This is a genomic window from Streptomyces ipomoeae 91-03 (assembly GCF_000317595.1).
In the GTDB taxonomy this organism is placed as follows: domain Bacteria; phylum Actinomycetota; class Actinomycetes; order Streptomycetales; family Streptomycetaceae; genus Streptomyces; species Streptomyces ipomoeae.
The window spans coordinates 59,375-76,674 of sequence record NZ_AEJC01000397.1 but is presented as its reverse complement, the minus strand read 5'-3'; the positions used below and the strand labels follow the sequence as shown (position 1 = coordinate 76,674).

At 71.7% G+C, this 17,300-nt stretch carries 14 protein-coding genes; all 14 read left to right on the top strand.

Features of this window, described 5'->3' with window-relative positions:
- Positions 1-14 precede the first annotated feature (14 nt).
- From STRIP9103_RS25780 to rfbC, 14 genes are read left to right on the top strand one after another with little or no spacing between them, the layout of a single operon-like run.
- Positions 15-2,201, top strand: coding sequence for a bi-domain-containing oxidoreductase (locus tag STRIP9103_RS25780; protein WP_009322725.1), 2,187 nt, complete (start codon positions 15-17; stop codon positions 2,199-2,201).
- Positions 2,198-4,183: an alginate lyase family protein gene (locus STRIP9103_RS25775; RefSeq protein WP_048820974.1), complete on the top strand. Its 1,986-nt coding sequence runs from the start codon at positions 2,198-2,200 to the stop codon at positions 4,181-4,183. Before STRIP9103_RS25780 ends, STRIP9103_RS25775 begins: the two co-directional genes overlap by 4 nt.
- 8 nt (positions 4,184-4,191) lie before the next feature.
- Positions 4,192-5,730 (top strand): right-handed parallel beta-helix repeat-containing protein, encoded by a 1,539-nt coding sequence (locus STRIP9103_RS25770; protein ID WP_009322740.1) that lies wholly within the window; start codon positions 4,192-4,194, stop codon positions 5,728-5,730.
- A 1-nt stretch (position 5,731) separates the two neighbouring features.
- Positions 5,732-7,000, top strand: a complete 1,269-nt coding sequence (locus STRIP9103_RS25765) for a membrane protein (protein ID WP_048820973.1) — start codon at positions 5,732-5,734, stop codon at positions 6,998-7,000.
- Between the two features lie 2 nt (positions 7,001-7,002).
- Positions 7,003-8,247 carry a glycosyltransferase gene (locus STRIP9103_RS25760; RefSeq protein ID WP_009322815.1) on the top strand — a complete coding sequence of 415 codons (1,245 nt, stop codon included), beginning with the start codon at positions 7,003-7,005 and terminating at the stop codon, positions 8,245-8,247.
- Positions 8,244-9,494: a class I SAM-dependent methyltransferase gene (locus STRIP9103_RS25755; RefSeq protein WP_009322760.1), complete on the top strand. Its 1,251-nt coding sequence runs from the start codon at positions 8,244-8,246 to the stop codon at positions 9,492-9,494. Before STRIP9103_RS25760 ends, STRIP9103_RS25755 begins: the two co-directional genes overlap by 4 nt.
- Positions 9,491-10,285 carry a sugar phosphate nucleotidyltransferase gene (locus STRIP9103_RS25750; protein ID WP_009322752.1) on the top strand — a complete coding sequence of 265 codons (795 nt, stop codon included), beginning with the start codon at positions 9,491-9,493 and terminating at the stop codon, positions 10,283-10,285. Before STRIP9103_RS25755 ends, STRIP9103_RS25750 begins: the two co-directional genes overlap by 4 nt.
- Positions 10,282-10,929 carry a PIG-L deacetylase family protein gene (locus STRIP9103_RS25745; protein ID WP_009322878.1) on the top strand — a complete coding sequence of 216 codons (648 nt, stop codon included), beginning with the start codon at positions 10,282-10,284 and terminating at the stop codon, positions 10,927-10,929. Before STRIP9103_RS25750 ends, STRIP9103_RS25745 begins: the two co-directional genes overlap by 4 nt.
- Positions 10,930-10,932: 3 nt before the next feature.
- Positions 10,933-11,958, top strand: a complete 1,026-nt coding sequence (locus STRIP9103_RS25740) for an NAD-dependent epimerase/dehydratase family protein (RefSeq protein ID WP_009322836.1) — start codon at positions 10,933-10,935, stop codon at positions 11,956-11,958.
- A gap of 20 nt (positions 11,959-11,978) precedes the next feature.
- Complete coding sequence (locus tag STRIP9103_RS25735; protein ID WP_048820988.1) at positions 11,979-13,253, top strand: DUF4910 domain-containing protein; 1,275 nt, start codon at positions 11,979-11,981, stop codon at positions 13,251-13,253.
- Positions 13,250-14,557 (top strand): MATE family efflux transporter, encoded by a 1,308-nt coding sequence (locus STRIP9103_RS25730; protein ID WP_048820972.1) that lies wholly within the window; start codon positions 13,250-13,252, stop codon positions 14,555-14,557. Before STRIP9103_RS25735 ends, STRIP9103_RS25730 begins: the two co-directional genes overlap by 4 nt.
- The gene (locus STRIP9103_RS25725) at positions 14,554-15,501 is read left to right on the top strand and encodes a glycosyltransferase family 2 protein (protein WP_009322728.1); all 948 of its coding nucleotides are present in this window, start codon (positions 14,554-14,556) and stop codon (positions 15,499-15,501) included. The genes STRIP9103_RS25730 and STRIP9103_RS25725 overlap by 4 nt, the downstream gene beginning before the upstream one ends.
- Complete coding sequence (locus STRIP9103_RS25720; protein ID WP_009322807.1) at positions 15,498-16,751, top strand: polysaccharide pyruvyl transferase family protein; 1,254 nt, start codon at positions 15,498-15,500, stop codon at positions 16,749-16,751. Before STRIP9103_RS25725 ends, STRIP9103_RS25720 begins: the two co-directional genes overlap by 4 nt.
- Positions 16,748-17,299: a dTDP-4-dehydrorhamnose 3,5-epimerase gene (gene rfbC / locus STRIP9103_RS25715; protein ID WP_009322831.1), complete on the top strand. Its 552-nt coding sequence runs from the start codon at positions 16,748-16,750 to the stop codon at positions 17,297-17,299. Before STRIP9103_RS25720 ends, rfbC begins: the two co-directional genes overlap by 4 nt.
- Position 17,300 lies beyond the last annotated feature (1 nt).

The following is a 17,300-nucleotide window of genomic DNA, read 5'->3' as shown; positions in this document are numbered from 1 at the left end:
TCAGGGGACTTCGGGTGAAACAGGTTGTGCAGAACTACAAGAGCGGCGAGCTGGCGGTGCTCGACGTGCCGGTGCCGGGGTGCAAGCCGGGCGGTGTGCTGGTCCGCAGCGCCTACTCGCTGATCTCCACCGGGACCGAGCTCATGAAGGTGTCCGAGGCCGGCATGTCGATGCTGGGCAAGGCCCGCTCCCGGCCGGACCAGGTGGCCAAGGTCATGCAGAGCGTGGCCACCAACGGGGTGCCCGCCACCTACCGCAAGGTGATGGGCAAGCTGGACTCCTACACGCCGCTGGGCTACTCGCTGTGCGGGGTGGTCGAGCAGGTCGGCGCCGGGATCGACGACGTGAAGGTCGGCGACCTCGTGGCCTGCGCCGGCAACGAGCACGCGTTGCACGCCGAGCTGAACTGGGTGCCGAAGAACCTCTACACCCCGGTGCCGGACGGCCTCGCGCCCAGGCACGCGGCCTTCGGCACCGTCGGGTCGATCGCGCTGCAGGGCGTCCGCCAGGGCGAGTCCCAGCTCGGCGAAGTGGCGCTGATCATCGGCCTCGGCCTGATCGGGCAGCTGGTGGTGCAGCTCCTGGCCGCCTCGGGAGTCCGCGTCGTCGGCGCCGACCCCGACCCGGTGCGCTGCGAACTCGCCGAGCGCCTGGGCGCGGAGGCCTGCGGCGACCCCGCGTCCGCGGCCGTGGAAACCGCCGTCGCCGAACTCACCGGCGGTCACGGCGTGGACCAGGTGTACCTGGCCGCCGGCGGCGGCAGCAACCAACCCGTCGAGCTGGCCGCCCGGCTGTGCCGCGACCGCGGCCGGGTCGTCGACATCGGCAAGTGCCGCCTGGACCTGCCGTGGAACGCGTACTACGAGAAGGAACTCGACGTCCGGTTCTCTCGCAGTTACGGCCCCGGGCGCTACGACCCGGAGTACGAGCTGGAGGGCCGGGACTACCCGATCGGCTATGTGCGCTGGACCGAGCGCCGCAACCTGGCGTGCTTCCTCGATCTCCTCGCCCGTGGCAGCGTCGACGTGGAGCCTTTGGTCTCCCACGTCGCCGACTTCGATGACGCCGTCGAGACGTACCAGAGCCTGAAGGACGGCGACCTGAAGGCCGTGGCCGTGCTGTTCCGCTACCCCGAACAGAAGGTGGAAGCGGAGGCCCCGGCAGTGGCCGTGCCCGAGGTCGACGTGAAGCGGAGCCCGGTCCGGGCCGCCAAGACGCCGGTGCGTCTTGCGTTCGTCGGCGCGGGAAACTACGCGACGTCGATGTTGCTGCCGCACCTGGTACAGCGCGACGGCGTCGAGCTGTCCACCGTCGTCACCACGACGGCGCTGTCCGCGGCCAACGCGCAGCGCAAGTTCGGCTTCGCCGAGGCGACCACCGACCTCGACGCCGTGCTCGGCGACAAGTCCATCGACGCGGTGTTCGTCGTCACCCGGCACAGCTCGCACGCCGAACTGACCCGAAAAGCACTGCTGGCCGGCAAGACCGTGTTCGTGGAGAAGCCGCTGGCGCTCACCGAGGACGAACTGGCCGGCGTGCTCGCGGCGGTGGAGGAGTCCGGCAACGACCGGCTGCAGGTGGGCTTCAACCGCCGGTTCGCGCCGCTGCTGCAGGAGGCCAGGAAGCGGTTCGGCGCCCGGACCGGTCCGGCGAACCTCCGCTACCTGGTCAACGCGGGCCGACTGCAGCACGGCAGCTGGTACCTCCAACAGGGCACCGAGGGTTCACGGTTCGCCGGTGAGGGCGGACACTTCATCGACACGGCGAGCTGGCTGCTCGACGCCGACCCGGTCTCGGTGTACGCGGTCGCCACGTCCGGCAACGACGACCTCCAAGTCGTGCTGCGCTACCCGGACGGGTCCACCGCCACCATCAGCTACGTCACCACCGGCCCATCCAACTTCCCCAAGGAGACGCTGGACCTGGTCGCGGACGGCCGTGCGCTGCGGCTCGACGACTTCGTCCGTGCCTCGCTGTTTGCAGACGGAGGGGTCGGCCGCAAGCGGTGGGTCAGTTCGCGGCTGCCCAAGGCCCGCGACAAGGGCCAGAACGCCGAGCTGGCCGCGTTCATCAAGGCCGTGCGGACCGGCGGGCCGATGCCGGTGCCGCTTCAGTCGCTGGTCGCCACCACGGCGGCCACCCTCGCCGTGCGGACCGGCCTGGCGGGCGGCGCGCCGGTGACGTTGGCGAGGACGCGATGACTGTGAACTCGGGGAGTCCGGGCTGGTACCTGCGGCGGCTGTCCCGGATGGGACCGCAGGAGGTCGCGGGCCGGGTGGGCGACGCGGTGCGCAGGCGGCGGTGGCGGTCGGCGCGGCCCGACTGCCCGAGCGTGACCGGCGCCCGGTTCACCGCGGTCCTGCCCGCCGAGGCAGTCGCCGCGATACCTCCCGATGCCGCGAAACGTCTCGTCGCCGAGGCGGACCGGCTCATGTACGGGCATGCCGAGTACTTCGGGGTGGTCCGCGACGACCTCACCGACCCGGACTGGTCGTACGACCCGAAGACCGGGCGCCGGGCTCCCTGGGACTACGCCTTCGACGTGCCGTACCGGAACGAGGACGCCGTCGGGGACATCAAGCAGATCTGGGAGCCGTCCCGGCACCAGTACCTCACCGTGCTCGCCGCCGCCTACGCGATCACCGGGAACGAGCGGTACGCCGAGCGAGTCGCCGAGCACCTGCGGTCGTGGTGGGCGGCCAACCCACCCCTGCGCGGCGTCCATTGGATCAGCGGCATCGAGCTGGGCATCCGGCTGCTGTCGTGGGTGTGGATCCGCCGGCTGCTCGACGGCTGGCCGGGCGCGGCCGGGCTGTTCGAGGACAACCCGGTGGCCCTGAACCAGATCTGGCACCACCAGCGCTGGCTGGCCGCCTTCCCCAGCCGGGGGTCCTCGGCGAACAACCACGTCATCGCCGAGGCCGCCGGGCAGTTCGCCGCGGCCTGCGCGTTCGGGTGGTTCCCCTCCTCGGCTCGCTGGCGAGCCGACGCACTGTGGTCGCTGGAGCGGCACCTGCGGAGCAACACCTTCGACTCGGGCCTCAACCGCGAGCTGGCCACCGAGTATCACGGACTCGTCCTTGAACTCGGCCTGGCCGCGGTGGCCGAGGCGGATGCCGCAGGCAGGCCGGTCCCCGAGTCGATCCGCCTTGTGCTGCTGCGGATGACCGACGCGCTCGCGGCCATCGTGGACAGCCGGTTACGGCCGCCGCGCCAGGGAGACGCGGACGACGGGCACGGTCTGATCGTGGACGGCGCGGGCACCGACCGCTGGGCCTCGCTGCTGGCCACCGGGGACGCCGTGTTCGGCCGGCTCGCCTGGTGGCCGGAGGTGACCGGCACCGATGTGCGCACCCCGCTGCTGGCCGCGCTCATCCGGCCGTACGCGAAGGACGGCACCGCACCGGCCGTGACCCGCCCGGCAAACCGACCGGCCCACTTCGCCGACGCGGGGCTCACCATCCTGCGCGGTCCGGAGGAGATCTGGTGCCGCTGCGACGGCGGTCCGCACGGCTTCCTGTCCATCGCCGCGCATGCCCACGCGGACGCGCTGTCCGTGGAGGTCCGGCACGACGGGGTCGACGTGCTCGCCGACCCGGGGACGTACTGCTACCACGGGCAGCCCGAGTGGCGGCAGTACTTCCGGTCGACCCTCGGCCACAACACCCTGCAGCTGGACGGCGGTGACCAGTCCGTCTCCGGCGGCCCGTTCCTGTGGACCCGGCATGCCCGCAGCCGGGTCCTGGCCGTGGACACCTCCGGCACCTCCGACGGGGGGACGGCCCGCTGGTGTGCCGAGCACGACGGCTACCAGGGCTCCGTGCACCGCCGCCGGGTGGAGCTGACGGCCGCGAGCCAGGAGCTGAGGGTGGTGGACGAGGTCCGCGGCCAACACAGCCCGAACAGGGCCGTGCGGCTGGCGTTCCACCTCGGCCCGGCGATCGCCGCGGACCTCGTGGGGAACCGGGCGGTGCTCACCTGGACCCGGGACGGCGAGGACCGCTCCGCGGTGCTCGACCTGCCCGGGCAGCTGTCCTGGCGGGCGCATCGCGGCGAGACCGATCCGCCGCTGGGCTGGTACTCCGCCGGCTTCGGGCGCAAGGAACCCGCCACCACGCTGGTCGGCACCGGTTTCACCGACGGCGTGGCGGGGTTCACCACCGTACTCAGGTTCCGCGGCTAGGGGGGCGCGTGGGGATCAAGAGGCGGCACTGGGCGTGGCCGACGGCACCGCTGGCGCTGGCCCTGCTGGCGGCGACCGGCTGTACGAGCACGCCGGACGCCCGAGCCGAGCCGACCGATGCGCCCTCCGCAACCGGGGCGCCCTCCACGTCCGTGGCCCGGGTGTGCGCCAAGCCCCCGGCCGGGCCGGCGAAGGCGCCGGCGGGCGCGGTGACGGTCGACCCCGGGGTGATCGGTGACCTGGCGGAGAAGACCAAGAGCAGCCCCCCGGGCACCACGTTCTGGCTTCGACCGGGCAAGCACAGGCTTGAGCCGGACCGCTACGCCCAGGTCATCGCCAAGAAGGGGAACCGCTACCTCGGCGCGCCGGGCGCGGTTCTCGACGGCGGGAAGAAGAACGCGTACGCGTTCAGCGGCACCGCCCGCGACGTCACCATCCGCTACCTGACCGTGCAGCGCTTCGTGGCACCGACCGACGAGGGCGTGGTCAACCACGACATGGCCGACGGGTGGGTGATCGAGCACGCCACGATCCAGGACAACGGCGGCGCCGGGCTGATGGCCGGCGCCCGCCAGCAGGTCCGCGCCAACTGCCTGCGCGACAACGGCCAGTACGGAATGAACGCCTACAAGACCGGCAACTCCATCCGTGACCTGGTGGTCGAGGGCAACGAGATCGTGGGCAACAACACCGGCGACTGGGAGCGGCGGAAGCCGGGCTGCGGCTGCACCGGAGGCATCAAGTTCTGGGCCGTCAACGGTGCCGACATACGCGGCAACTGGGTGCACGACAACCGTGGAGCCGGGTTGTGGGCCGACACCAACAACAACGACTTCCGCATCGAGAACAACGTGCTCGAGGCCAATGACGGTGCCGCGCTGATCTACGAGATCAGCTACAACGCGGTCATCCGGAACAACACGATCCGGCGGAACAACTGGGTCGAGGGCCGCAGGTCCGCCGACCGCGGCGACAACTTCCCGTTCGCGACCGTCTACCTGTCCGAGGCCGGCGGCGAACCACGGGTCCGGGCCCGCACGGACAAGATCGACGTCTACCGGAACGTGCTGGAGAACAACTGGAACGGGATCACCCTGTGGGAGAACGCCGACCGGTTCTGCAACAGCCCGGCCAACACCTCGTCCGGTGACTGCACGTTGCTGGTGAAGGACAAGGACCGCTGCGCGCAGCCGGCGATCGCCACCGCACCGCTCCACGCCGACTGCCGGTGGAAGACCCAGCGGGTGGACATCCACGGCAACCGCTTCGTCCTGGACAAGTCCGTCGTCGAGTGCACGGCGAAGTGCGACCGCATGGCGGTGCTTTCCAACTACGGCACCTATCCGGACTGGTCGCCGTACAAGGGCAAGCGGGTGGCCGAGGCGATCACCCGCAAGCAGCACAACCGCTGGCACGACAACGTCTACCTCGGGTCGTGGACCTTCGTCGTCCAGGACCCGAGCCAGGTGCTCGACTCCGGGCAGTGGCAGAGCCCGCCGTACAAGCAGGACACGGGCAGCACCTTCGCCCCAGGGACCGGTGGTTGAGATGGACCGGGTCGAGAGGGACCGGGTCGAGAGGGACCGGGCCCCTGCCGGCACGCCGAAGACCGTCGGGATCGTCTGGGCGTTGCTGGGCCTCAACACGCTCGGCTCCGCCGGGGCGAAGACCATCGTCCCGCTGCCCCGCTCCCTCATCCAGATGGTCACCATGGGTGCGCTGGTCGCCGCGTTCGCGCTGGCGCTCACGGTCAATCTCCGGCTGCGCATCCGGCCGAGCGCCTTCGTGTTCCTGCTCACCCTGCTGCTGGTGCCGAGCGTGATCTCCAGCGCGGACCTGGAGTCCGGGTTCGGCGCGCTGTTCCGCTGCACCCGGCTGGCTCTCTTCGTCGGCACACTGTGGCTGGTCAGCCGCTGGTGGGACGGCAGCCTGACGTTCGTCCGCCACCACATCCGGATGTACTTCGCGGTGCTCGTGTCGGTGGTCGCCGGCCTGGCCGTCTCACCCGGCGCGGCCATGCCCGAGCTCTACGGCGGGCGGCTGGTCGGCGCGCTGTGGCCGCTCACCCCGCCGCAGATCGGACAGTACACCGCGGTGATCACCGGGCTCACCGTGCTGCTTCTCCTGGGCCGCCAGGTCGACAAGGCCAGTGCGGCGGTGGTCATCACCGCCTCACTCGTCCTGCTCGCGCTCACCCATACCCGGACGGCCACGGTCGGCCTGCTCATCGGGCTGGTGTTGGCGATCGGCTCGCTCGTCCTGACCAGCGCCGCGGCCCGCCGGTTCTTCGCGTGGGCGGTGCTGGTGGTCACGGTGGCCGCGGTGGGGTTCGCCTCCGCGCTCCAGACGTGGTTCCTGCGCGGACAGAGCAAGGAGAACTTCTCCAGCCTCACCGGTCGGGCCAAGGTCTGGGACGCCCTGCTGGCAGCCCCCCGGACCACCTCGGAGCAGCTGTTCGGCATGGGCCTGGGCGACAAGTCGTTCGGCGGGCTGCCGATCGACAACAGCTGGCTGGCCGTTTACAACGAGCAGGGTCTGGTCGGCGTCACCCTCGTGGCAGCCATCATCCTCGTCCTCGGCGGCGTCGCGCTGCTACGGCCGCCGTCGCTGGCGAGGGCCTGCGCGATCTTCCTGATCAGCTACGTCGCGATCTCGTCGTACACCGAGGCCGGTCTCGGCGACGCCTCGCCGTATCTGCTGCATCTGGCCCTGGCCGCCTCGCTCCTTGCCGTCCCTGCCGCGGACACGCCCCTCCCGGCGCCCCCGGTCCCCCGACGACCTGTCCCGCGCTGGGTCCGGGATCGGAAGGTGAGCTGACCATGCGCGTTCTCGTGGTGCACAACCGGTACTCCTCGGCGCAGCCGAGTGGGGAGAACAGGGTCGTCGACGAGGAAGTGGCGCTGCTGCGCGCGGCCGGCCACCGGGTCGACGTGTTCGAGCGGCGCAGTGACGACATCGCCGCCCGGTCCCTGCTGGGCAAGGTCGCGGTGCCGCTGCTGGTGCCGTGGAACCCGGCGGTCCGCGCGGAACTGGCCGCCCGGCTCCGCACCGAGCGGCCGGACGTGGTGCACGTCCACAACGTCTTCCCGCTCCTGTCGCCCGCGGTGCTTGCCGCCTGCGCCGACGCCGACGTGCCCGCCGTCGCCACCCTGCACAACTACACCCAGATCTGCCCGCCCGGCACGCTGCAGCGGGACGGCCGGCTGTGCACCGAGTGCGTCGGGTCGGCGGCGTCGCTGCCCGCCGTGCGGCACGGCTGCTACCGGAGCTCCCGCCTCGCGACGGTGCCGCTCGCGGTCAGCCTGTCGGTCAACCGGCGGCGGTGGTGGTCCGGCGTGGAGCGGTTCTTCTGCATCTCCGCGGCGCAGCGCGACATCCTGGTGCGGTCCGGCATGCCACCCGAGCTGCTGACGGTGAAGCACAACTTCGTACCCGACCCGGGTGCCTGCCGAGAGGGCGCCGGCGAGCAGCTGCTGTTTCTCGGCCGGCTCGCGGAGGCCAAGGGTGTGCGGCTGCTCATGGCCGCGTGGGACGAGATCGCGGCGAGCGGCGGTGCGGGCGTGCCGCTCGTGCTCGCCGGCGCGGGGCCGCTGGAGAAAGAGGTGACCGCCTGGGCGGCGGACCGGGACGACGTGCGGTACGTCGGCCTGCTCGACCCGGCCCAGGTCCGGCAGGCCGTCGCGCGGTCGGTCGCCGTGGTGGCTCCCTCGATGGCTCTGGAGACGTTCGGCCTGGTGGTCGCGGAGGCGATGGCGGCGGGGGTCCCGGCCGTCGCCGCCGGTCACGGTGCCTTCGTCGAACTCGTCGAGGACGGGGTGACCGGACTGCTGCACCGGCCGGGCGAGTCCGCCTCGCTCGCGTCCTGCATACGCCGGATCGCGGCCGAACCGGCCCTGGGCCGGGAGATGGGCCAGGCGGCCCGGCGCCGTTACGAGCAGCGCTTCAGCCCGGCCGTCGGGCTTGAGCGTCTGGTGGAGGAGTACCGGACCGCGATCGCGGGTCGGTCAGCACTGACTCGCGGCGGGAAAACCCGCGCGAGCAGGGGGGATGGGGACAGTAGATGACACGATGCCGACTCTGCGGCTCGGAAGCGATGGCGAGCGTCGTCGACCTCGGGGCGACGCCACCGTGTGAGAGCTTTCTCGCCGCGGACCAACTGGATCAGCCGGAGCCCGCGTATCCGCTGCACCTGCGGGTCTGCACCGCCTGCTGGCTCGCGCAGATTCCTCCGCTGATCACGCCGGAGGAGACGTTCAAGGAGTACGCGTACTTCTCCTCGTACTCGACCTCCTGGGTGGAGCACGCGCGCACGTTCGTCGCCGACGCCGTGCGGCGCCTTGCTCTTGGCACCGACGCCTTCGTGGTCGAGGTCGCGAGCAACGACGGGTACCTGCTGAGGCATGTGGTGGACCGCGGGATCCGCTGCCTCGGCATCGAGCCGTCGGTGAACGTCGGCGCCGCGGCGCGGGACGCGGGTGTGCCCACGCTCACGGAGTTCCTGAGCCCGGACACCGGATCGGCCGTCCGCGAAGAGCACGGCCCGGCGGAGCTGGTCGTGGCCAACAACGTGTACGCGCACATCCCCGACGTGGTCGGGTTCACCCAGGGGCTGCGCGCCCTGGTCGCCGACGACGGCTGGGTCTCCATCGAGGTGCAGCACCTGCTGACCCTGATCGAGGAGAACCAGTACGACACGATCTACCACGAGCACTTCCAGTACTACACGGTCGCGTCCGCGATCCGGGCGCTGGCGAGCGGCGGACTCGCGCTCGTGGACGTCGAGTTGCTGCCCACGCACGGCGGCTCCATCCGGCTGTGGGCCCGGCCGGCTGAGGTGGCGGGCGAGCCGTCGCAGCGGGTGGCCGACGTACTGGCCCGGGAGAAGGCCGCCGGGCTGCAGGAACTGTCCGGGTACACCGAGTTCTCCGCCCGAGTGGCCAAGGTGCGCCGGGACCTCCTGAAGTTCCTCATCGAGGCGGCCGAGCGCGGCGAGACGGTCGTCGGCTACGGCGCCCCGGGCAAGGGCAACACCCTGCTCAACCACTGCGGCATCCGCCCCGACCTGCTCGCGTACACGGTCGACCGCAACCCCTACAAGCACGGCAGGTTCACCCCGGGCACCCGCATCCCGATCCTGCCGCCCGAGCAGATAGCCGCCGACAAGCCGGACTACGTCCTCGTCCTCCCGTGGAACCTGCGGGCCGAGCTGGTCGAGCAGCTGTCGTTCGTGCACGACTGGGGCGGCCGGCTGGTCTTTCCCATCCCGGAACTGAGCATTGTCGAGGTCGCGTCCCGAAAGGTCACAGCATGAAGGTCGTTCTGTTCTGCGGCGGTTACGGGATGCGGATGCGCAACGGAACCTCCGACGACGTGCCCAAGCCCATGGCGATGGTCGGCCCCAGACCGCTGATCTGGCACGTCATGCGCTACTACGCGCACTTCGGGCACACGGAGTTCATTCTGTGCCTCGGGTACGGGGCGCACCACATCAAGGACTTCTTCCTCAACTACGAGGAGACGGCGTCCAATGACTTCGTGCTGAGAGGCGGTCGGACCGAGCTGCTGTCCACCGACATCTCGGACTGGACGATCACGTTCGCGCAGACCGGCATCGAGTCCCCGATCGGCGAGCGGCTGCGCCGGGTGCGGCATCACCTGGACGGCGACGAGATGTTCCTCGCCAACTACGCCGACGTTCTCACCGACGCCCCGCTGCCGGAGATGATCGACCGGTTCGCCCGGCGCGACGCGGGTGCGTCGATGATGGTGGTGCCGCCGCAGTCGTCGTTCCACTGTGTGGAGCTGGGCGAGGACGGCCTGGTGGGCGGTATTACGGCGGTGAGCGAACTGCCGCTGTGGGAGAACGGCGGCTACTTCGTGCTCCGCCAGGAGGTCTTCGACCACATCCCGGAGAACGGGGACCTGGTCGCCGACGGATGCGCCCAACTGGCCAAGCAGGGGCGGCTGGTGGCGCACCAGCACCGCGGCTTCTGGAAGCCGACCGACACCGTGAAGGAGCGGGCCGCGCTCGACGCCGCCTACGCGCGGGGCGACCGCCCGTGGGCCGTGTGGGAGCGGGACAGTGCGGCGGTGAGCGCGTGATCCGGCTCGGGTCCGGGCGCCCGGACCGGATCGTCGCGGTGGGCGCGCACTGCGACGACATCGCCATCGGCGCCGGCGGCACGCTGCTGACACTGTGCCTCGCGCGGCCGGGTATCCGGGTCGACGCGCTGGTGCTCTCCGGCGGCGGCACCGAGCGGGAGCAGGAGGAGCAGGCCGCGCTCGCCGCCTTCTGCCCGGGCGCCGACCTGCGGCTGACCGTGCACAAACTGCCGGACGGCCGGCTGCCCGTGCACTGGGAGGAGGCCAAGGCGGCGGTCGAGGAGCTGCGCGCGCAGACCGAGCCGGAGCTGATCCTGGCCCCGCGCACCGACGACGCGCACCAGGACCACCGCGGCCTGGCGCAGCTGATACCCACCGCGTTCCGCGACCACCTCGTGCTCGGCTACGAGATCGTCAAGTGGGACGGCGATCTCGGCCGTATGGCGGCGTACCAGCCGCTGTCGCCGGAGATCGCCGAAGAGAAGGTACGACTGCTGCAGGAGCACTACCCCTCGCAGCGGCACCGGCCCTGGTACGACCGGGAGGCCTTCCTCGGCCTCGCACGGATCCGCGGCATCGAATGCCACGAGCGCTACGCCGAGGCGTTCGCCGTCACCAAACTCACGCTCAACCTGGGGGGTTGAACCTTGCGCGTACTGCTGACCGGACACCAGGGCTATCTGGGCACCGTGATGGCCCCGGTCCTCGCCGCCGCCGGGCACGAGGTCGTCGGCCTCGACGCCGGCCTGTTCGCCGACTGCGTCCTCGGCCCGACGCCCGCGGACCCGCCGGGGCATCGGGTGGACCTGCGCGACATCACAGCCGAACACGTGGCCGGGGTCGACGCCGTGATCCACCTGGCCGCGCTCTCCAACGACCCGCTGGGATCGCTGGCGCCGGAACTCACCTACGACATCAACCACCACGCGTCCGTACGGCTGGCCCGGCTGGCCCGCGACGCCGGGGTGCGGCGCTTCCTGTACGCGTCGACCTGCTCGGTCTACGGCGCCGCAGGCGGCGACGACCTGGTCACCGAGGACGCCCCACTGCGCCCGGTGACGCCGTACGCGGAGTCCAAGGTGCGGGTGGAGGACGACCTGCACGCGCTGGCCGACGGCGACTTCACCCCGGTGTTCATGCGCAACGCCACCGCCTTCGGCCACTCGCCCCGGCTGCGCGCCGACATCGTGCTGAACAACCTGGTGGGCCACGCGCTGCTGTCCGGCGAGGTCCTGGTGCTCTCCGACGGCACCCCCTGGCGCCCGCTGGTGCACGCCGCCGACATCGCACGGGCCTTCACGGCCGCGCTGACCGCGCCGCGCGAGGCGGTGCACGACCGGGCGTTCAACATCGGCAGCGAGACCAACAACGTCACGGTCGCCGAGATCGCCGGGCAGGTCGCCGAGGCGGTGTCCGGCGCGAAGGTGGTGATCACCGGGGAAACCGGCGCCGATCCGCGGTCGTACCGGGTGGACTTCTCCCGGTTCCGCGCCGCGGTGCCCGGCTTCGACTGCGAGTGGACGGTGAAGCAGGGCGCGCTCGAACTCGCCGACGCCTACCGGGAACACGGGCTGACCCGGGAGGACTTCGAGCGACGCTTCACGCGCCTCGCCGTGCTGCGCGCGGCGTCCGACGCCGGTGCCGTGGACGACACCCTGCGGTGGCGCCGGTGACGGCGGCCGGCGACCAGCCGATGACCACGCCCGGCGAGGAGATGTACGCGCTGGTGGAGCGGCTGTACCCGCTGTGCCGGAGCATCACCGGCGACGGTGTGCGCGCCACCCTGGACATCGTCGGCGAGTACGTCCCGCTGCAGGTGCACGAGGTGCCGACCGGGACGCAGGTGCTCGACTGGACGGTGCCGCAGGAGTGGAACATCCGGGACGCGTACATCGCCGACTCCACCGGACACCGGGTCGTCGACTTCGCCGCGTCCAGCCTGCACGTGCTCGGCTACAGCGTGCCGGTGTCGAGGACCATGCCGCTGTCCGAGCTGCGCGCGCACCTGCACACCCTGCCGGACCACCCGTCCTGGGTGCCGTACCGGACCAGCTACTACAAGCCGGACTGGGGGTTCTGCCTGGCCCAGGAGACCCTGGACGCCATGCCGGACGGCGAGTACGAGGTGCGCGTCGACTCCACCCTCGCCGACGGCCACCTCACCTACGCCGAGCACGTGGTCCCCGGGCAGGTCTCCGACGAGGTGATCGTCTCCTGCCACGTCTGCCACCCGTCGCTGGCCAACGACAACATGGCCGGCGTCGCGGTGGCGACGTTCCTGGCCAGGGCGCTGGCCGAGGAGACGCCGTACTACACCTACCGGTTCATCTTCGCGCCCGGCACCATCGGGGCGATCACCTGGCTGGCCCGCAACGCGGAGCGGGTGGAGCGGGTCAAGCACGGGCTGGTGCTGGCCTGCGCCGGCGACCCGGGCTCCTTGACGTACAAGCAGAGCAGGCGCGGCGACGCGGAGATCGACCGGGTGATGCGGCATGTGCTGGCCGCCTCAGAACGCCCGCACCGCGTCGCCGAGTTCACTCCGTACGGCTATGACGAGCGGCAGTTCTGCTCGCCGGGATTCAACCTCGGCGTCGGCTCGCTCACCCGGACCCCGTACGCGGGCTATCCCGAGTACCACACCTCGGCGGACAATCTGGACTTCGTCTCCCCGGAGGCGATGGCGGACACGCTCGCCGTGTGCCGCGAGGCGTTCGCCGTCCTCGACCGCAACCGGCGGTACCTCAACCTCAGCCCCTACGGCGAGCCACAGCTGGGCCGGCGCGGGTTGTACGACGCGCTCGGTGGGCGCAGCGACACCAAGCAGGCCCAGATGGCCATGCTCTGGGTGCTCAATCTCTCCGACGGCGAGCACAGTCTGCTGGAGGTCGCCGAGCGGTCCGGGCTGCCGTTCGACACCGTCGCCGTCGCGGCCGACGCCCTGCACGGCGCCGGGCTGATCAAGGCATGACGCCGATGACCACCGAGAGGGAGAATCCGCAGACAACGACGCCACCGGCCGGATCCGCCCGGCGGGCCATCGCCGGCCGGCTGTCCTGGGGGCTCGCCGACCAGGCGGCCTCCAGCATCAGCAACTTCGCGGTGGGCATCTACGTGGCCCGCTCGCTGGGGGTGACCGCGTTCGGCGTGTTCAGCCTCGCCTGGGTGACCTACGGCGTGGTGCTCAACGTCTCCCGCGGGCTGGCCACAGACCCTCTCACGGTGCGCTTCAGCGGCGTGTCGGACGCGTCCTGGCGCGGGGCGGTGGCCCGGTCGTCGGGTACCGCACTCGGCGTGGGCACAGCCATCGGCGCGGCCTGTCTGGTGGCCGGGCTCGGTCTCGGCGGTCGCGTGGGGCCCGCGTTCGCCTGTCTCGGCGTCCTGCTGCCGGGGCTGCTGCTGCAGGACGCCTGGCGGTTCTCGTTCTTCGCCGCCGGCGCCGGGCGGAAGGCGTTCGTCAACGACCTCGTGTGGTGCGTCGCGCTCGTCCCGGCCATGGTCGTGGCGGCCCGCGTGGGCAGCGTGGCCGCTTTCGTACTCGCCTGGGGAGCCTCCGCCGCGGTGGCCGCCGTGTACGGCTGCTTCCAGTCCGGGATCCGGCCCCAGGTGAGCGGAGCACGCGAGTGGCTTCGCGAGCACCGCGACCTCGGCTACCGGTACCTGGTCGAGAACACCTGCCTCAGCGGCGCGAGCCAGCTGCGGGCGTACGGGCTCGGCGCGATCGTCGGGGTCGGCGCGGTGGGCGCGGTGCGGGGCGCCGAGCTCCTGCTCGGCCCGTTCCTCGCCGTGCTGATGGGGCTGTCGCTGGTCACCGTCCCGGAGGCGGCACGGGTGCTGCGGCGGGCCCCGCACCGGCTCGGCGGTTTCTGCCTCCTGTTGGGTGGCGGGCAGGCCGCCGCCGCGCTGCTCTGGGGCGGGGCGCTGCTGCTGATGCCGGACCGACTCGGCGAGCTGGTACTCGGCGGCGTCTGGCACTCCGCCTCGGAGCTCATCGTGCCGGTCACCCTCGGCGTCGCGGGCGCGGGCCTCGGCACCGGCGCCGCGGCCGGGCTGCGTGCGCTCGGCGCGGCCCGGCGCAGCCTGCGCTCCCAGCTGTTCGCCTCCGCCTGCTATGTCGGCGGCGGGCTCGGCGGAGCGGCCGTCGCCGGCACGGTCGGCTCGGCCTGGGGCGTCGCCACCGCGACCGTCAGCAGCTCGGCCGTGTGGTGGCTGCAGCTGCGGTCCGCCCTGCGCGAGCACCGCCACGACTCCGTTCCCGAAGTGAGGACCTCATGACCGACCGACCCAGGCTGAGCATCGGCCTGCCCGTGTACAACGGCGAGGAGTACCTGGCCGAGTCGCTCGACGCCCTGCTCGGCCAGACCTACGAGGACTTCGAGCTGGTCATCTCCGACAACGCCTCGACCGACGGAACCCAGGACATCTGCCGCAAGTACGCGGCTCAGGACTCGCGCATCCGGTACATCCGGCTGCCCCGGAACATCGGCGCCGCGCCGAACCACAACTACGTGTTCACCCAGTGCCACGGCGAGCTGTTCAAGTGGGCCTCGCACGACGACCTGTACGCCCAGGACCTGCTGCGGCGCTGCGTGGAGGCGCTGGACGAGCGGCCCCATGTGATCCTCGCGCACGCCGACCAGGCGGTCATCGACGAAGACGGCAAGGTGAAGGTCCCGTACGAGTACACGCTCGCCACCGCCTCGCCGAGCGCGCCGGAGCGTTTCCGCAGCATGCTGTTCGAGCCCGGCGGCGACGACTTCTACGGAGTGATGCGGGCCGATGTGCTGCGCCAGGTGAAGCCGCATGACAGCTACCACCACGCGGACCGCACGTTCGTCGCCGAGATCGGCCTGCACGGGCCCTTCCACCAGGTGCCGGAGCTGCTGTACTTCCGCCGCGACCACCCCACCCGCGCCGAGCGGGCGAACCCCTCCAAGCGCTCCCGGTGCGTCAACCTGGACCCGCGCCGGGCGGGCCCGCTGCACCCGACGCCCCGGCTGCTCGCCGAGTACGTCTGGGGCTTCGTCTCGGCGATCCGGCGGGCGCCGCTGTCCGCAGCCGACCGGCGCGCGTGCTACCGCCACCTGGCCGCATGGATGGCCAGCCGGGCCCGGCCGGGCGCCGGCGAGCGGGTCGAGGACCGCGCCCCGGTCGACCCGGCCAGGCCGACCGTCTCCGTGGACGCCCTCGTCGCCGGCCGTGAGGGGAGGCGGGGATGACGTCAGCAGACGAAGCTCCGGTGCGCGTCGGGGTGTTCGGCCTGCTCGGCTCCGGCAACCTCGGCAACGACGGGTCGCTGGAGGCCGTGCTCGGGTACCTGCGCGCCGAGCACCCGGAGGCGGTCGTGGACGCGCTGTGCGGCGGACCCGAGGCCGTCGCGGCCCGGTTCGGGATCCCCGCGACGCGGCTGCACTGGTACCGCGGGGAGTACCGGACCGCTTCGCGTGCGGGCGCGATCGCGGCGAAGGGTCTCGGCAAACTCGTCGACGTCTTCCGCACCGCTGCCTGGGTGCGTCGGCACGACGTGGTGATCGTGCCGGGCATGGGTGTCCTGGAGGCCACGCTGCCGCTGCGGCCGTGGGGCTTCCCGTACTCCCTGTTCCTGCTCTGCGCGAGCGGCCGGCTGCTCGGCACCCGGGTCGCGCTGGTCGGCGTCGGCGCCGCGACGATCGGCAACCGGCCCACCCGGGCCCTGGTGCGCTGGTCGGCGCGGCTGGCCGCGTACCGGTCGTACCGGGACGCCCAGTCCCGTGACGCGATGCGGGCGATGGGCGTGGACACCGCGCGCGACGAGGTCTACCCGGACCTCGCGTTCGCCCTGCCGACGCCGGAGGCCAGTCGTTCACATACAGGCACGCCCTCGGGCTCGCCGGGCACGGTCTGCGTCGGTGTCATGGACTTCCACGGCGGCAACGACGACCGCGCCCGGGCCGAGGAGATCCACCGGCGCTACCTCGACGGGACGATCCGGTTCGTCCGCGCGCTGGTCGAGGAGGGCAGGCCGGTCCGACTGCTCACCGGCGACGCGTGTGACGCGTCGGTGGTCGCCGCGATCCTCGACGCGGTGGACTCGCCGCTGGTCACCGCCGCCGAGCCGTCCTCACTGGCCGACCTGATGAAGGAGATGGCGGCCGCCGACAGCGTGGTGGCGGTCCGGTACCACAACCTGATCTGCGCGCTGAAGACCGGCACACCGGTGCTCGCCCTCAGCTATGCGGCGAAGAGCGACGCGCTCATGGACCGGATGGGCCTCGGCGCGTTCTGCCACCCGGCGCGCGAGGTCGACGCCGACCGGCTGCTCGCGCAGTTCCGGGAGCTGGAACAGCGCTCGGCCGAGCTGCGGCGGACCCTCACCGAGCGGAACCTGGTCGCCGCCCGGCAACTTGAGCAGCAGTTCACCGAGTTGACGGCGGTCCTGTTCCCGACGACCGACCATGCCCGGGCCCACGCCCGGCAGGAGGCTTCATGAAAGCGATCGAAGTCCCGGAGATCGCGGGCGCGTTCCTCTTCGAGCCGACACCGTACGCCGACGAGCGCGGCTTCTTCTGCCGCACCTTCGACGCCGACGTGGTCCGCTCGGTGGGCCTCGACCCGCACGCCTTCGTCCAGGACAGCGTGTCCCGCTCCGTCCGGGGCGTGCTGCGCGGCCTGCACCTGCGCTCCGGCGCCGGCGAGGCCAAGCTGGTGCGCTGCTCGTACGGGAGGATCTTCGACGTGGTCGTGGATCTGCGGCCGGACTCACCGACGTACCGGAACCGGGCCTTCTTCGAGCTGTCCGGTGAGACGCAGGCGACCCTGTACATCCCGGCGGGGTGCGCGCACGGCTTCCAGGCGCTGACCGAGACCGCCGACACCTCGTACCGGATCGACCGCCCGCACGATCCGGCCGAGGACGTGACGATCGCCTTCGACGACCCGGAGCTCGCCATTCCCTGGCCGCTGCCGGTCACATCGATGTCCCAGCGGGACCGGGAGGCGCCGAGCCTCGCCGAGGTCCTGAAGCAGAAAGAGAGATGAG

What these genes read in the sequence shown, in the direction of transcription:
- STRIP9103_RS25755 (WP_009322760.1), top strand. Translation starts at nt 8,244, where the DNA reads ATGACACGATGCCGACTCTGCGGCTCGGAAGCGATGGCGAGCGTCGTC.
- STRIP9103_RS25765 (WP_048820973.1), top strand. Translation starts at nt 5,732, where the DNA reads ATGGACCGGGTCGAGAGGGACCGGGTCGAGAGGGACCGGGCCCCTGCC.
- STRIP9103_RS25720 (WP_009322807.1), top strand. Translation starts at nt 15,498, where the DNA reads ATGACGTCAGCAGACGAAGCTCCGGTGCGCGTCGGGGTGTTCGGCCTG.
- rfbC (WP_009322831.1), top strand. Translation starts at nt 16,748, where the DNA reads ATGAAAGCGATCGAAGTCCCGGAGATCGCGGGCGCGTTCCTCTTCGAG.
- STRIP9103_RS25735 (WP_048820988.1), top strand. Translation starts at nt 11,979, where the DNA reads ATGACCACGCCCGGCGAGGAGATGTACGCGCTGGTGGAGCGGCTGTAC.
- STRIP9103_RS25750 (WP_009322752.1), top strand. Translation starts at nt 9,491, where the DNA reads ATGAAGGTCGTTCTGTTCTGCGGCGGTTACGGGATGCGGATGCGCAAC.
- STRIP9103_RS25725 (WP_009322728.1), top strand. Translation starts at nt 14,554, where the DNA reads ATGACCGACCGACCCAGGCTGAGCATCGGCCTGCCCGTGTACAACGGC.
- STRIP9103_RS25730 (WP_048820972.1), top strand. Translation starts at nt 13,250, where the DNA reads ATGACGCCGATGACCACCGAGAGGGAGAATCCGCAGACAACGACGCCA.
- STRIP9103_RS25760 (WP_009322815.1), top strand. Translation starts at nt 7,003, where the DNA reads ATGCGCGTTCTCGTGGTGCACAACCGGTACTCCTCGGCGCAGCCGAGT.
- STRIP9103_RS25775 (WP_048820974.1), top strand. Translation starts at nt 2,198, where the DNA reads ATGACTGTGAACTCGGGGAGTCCGGGCTGGTACCTGCGGCGGCTGTCC.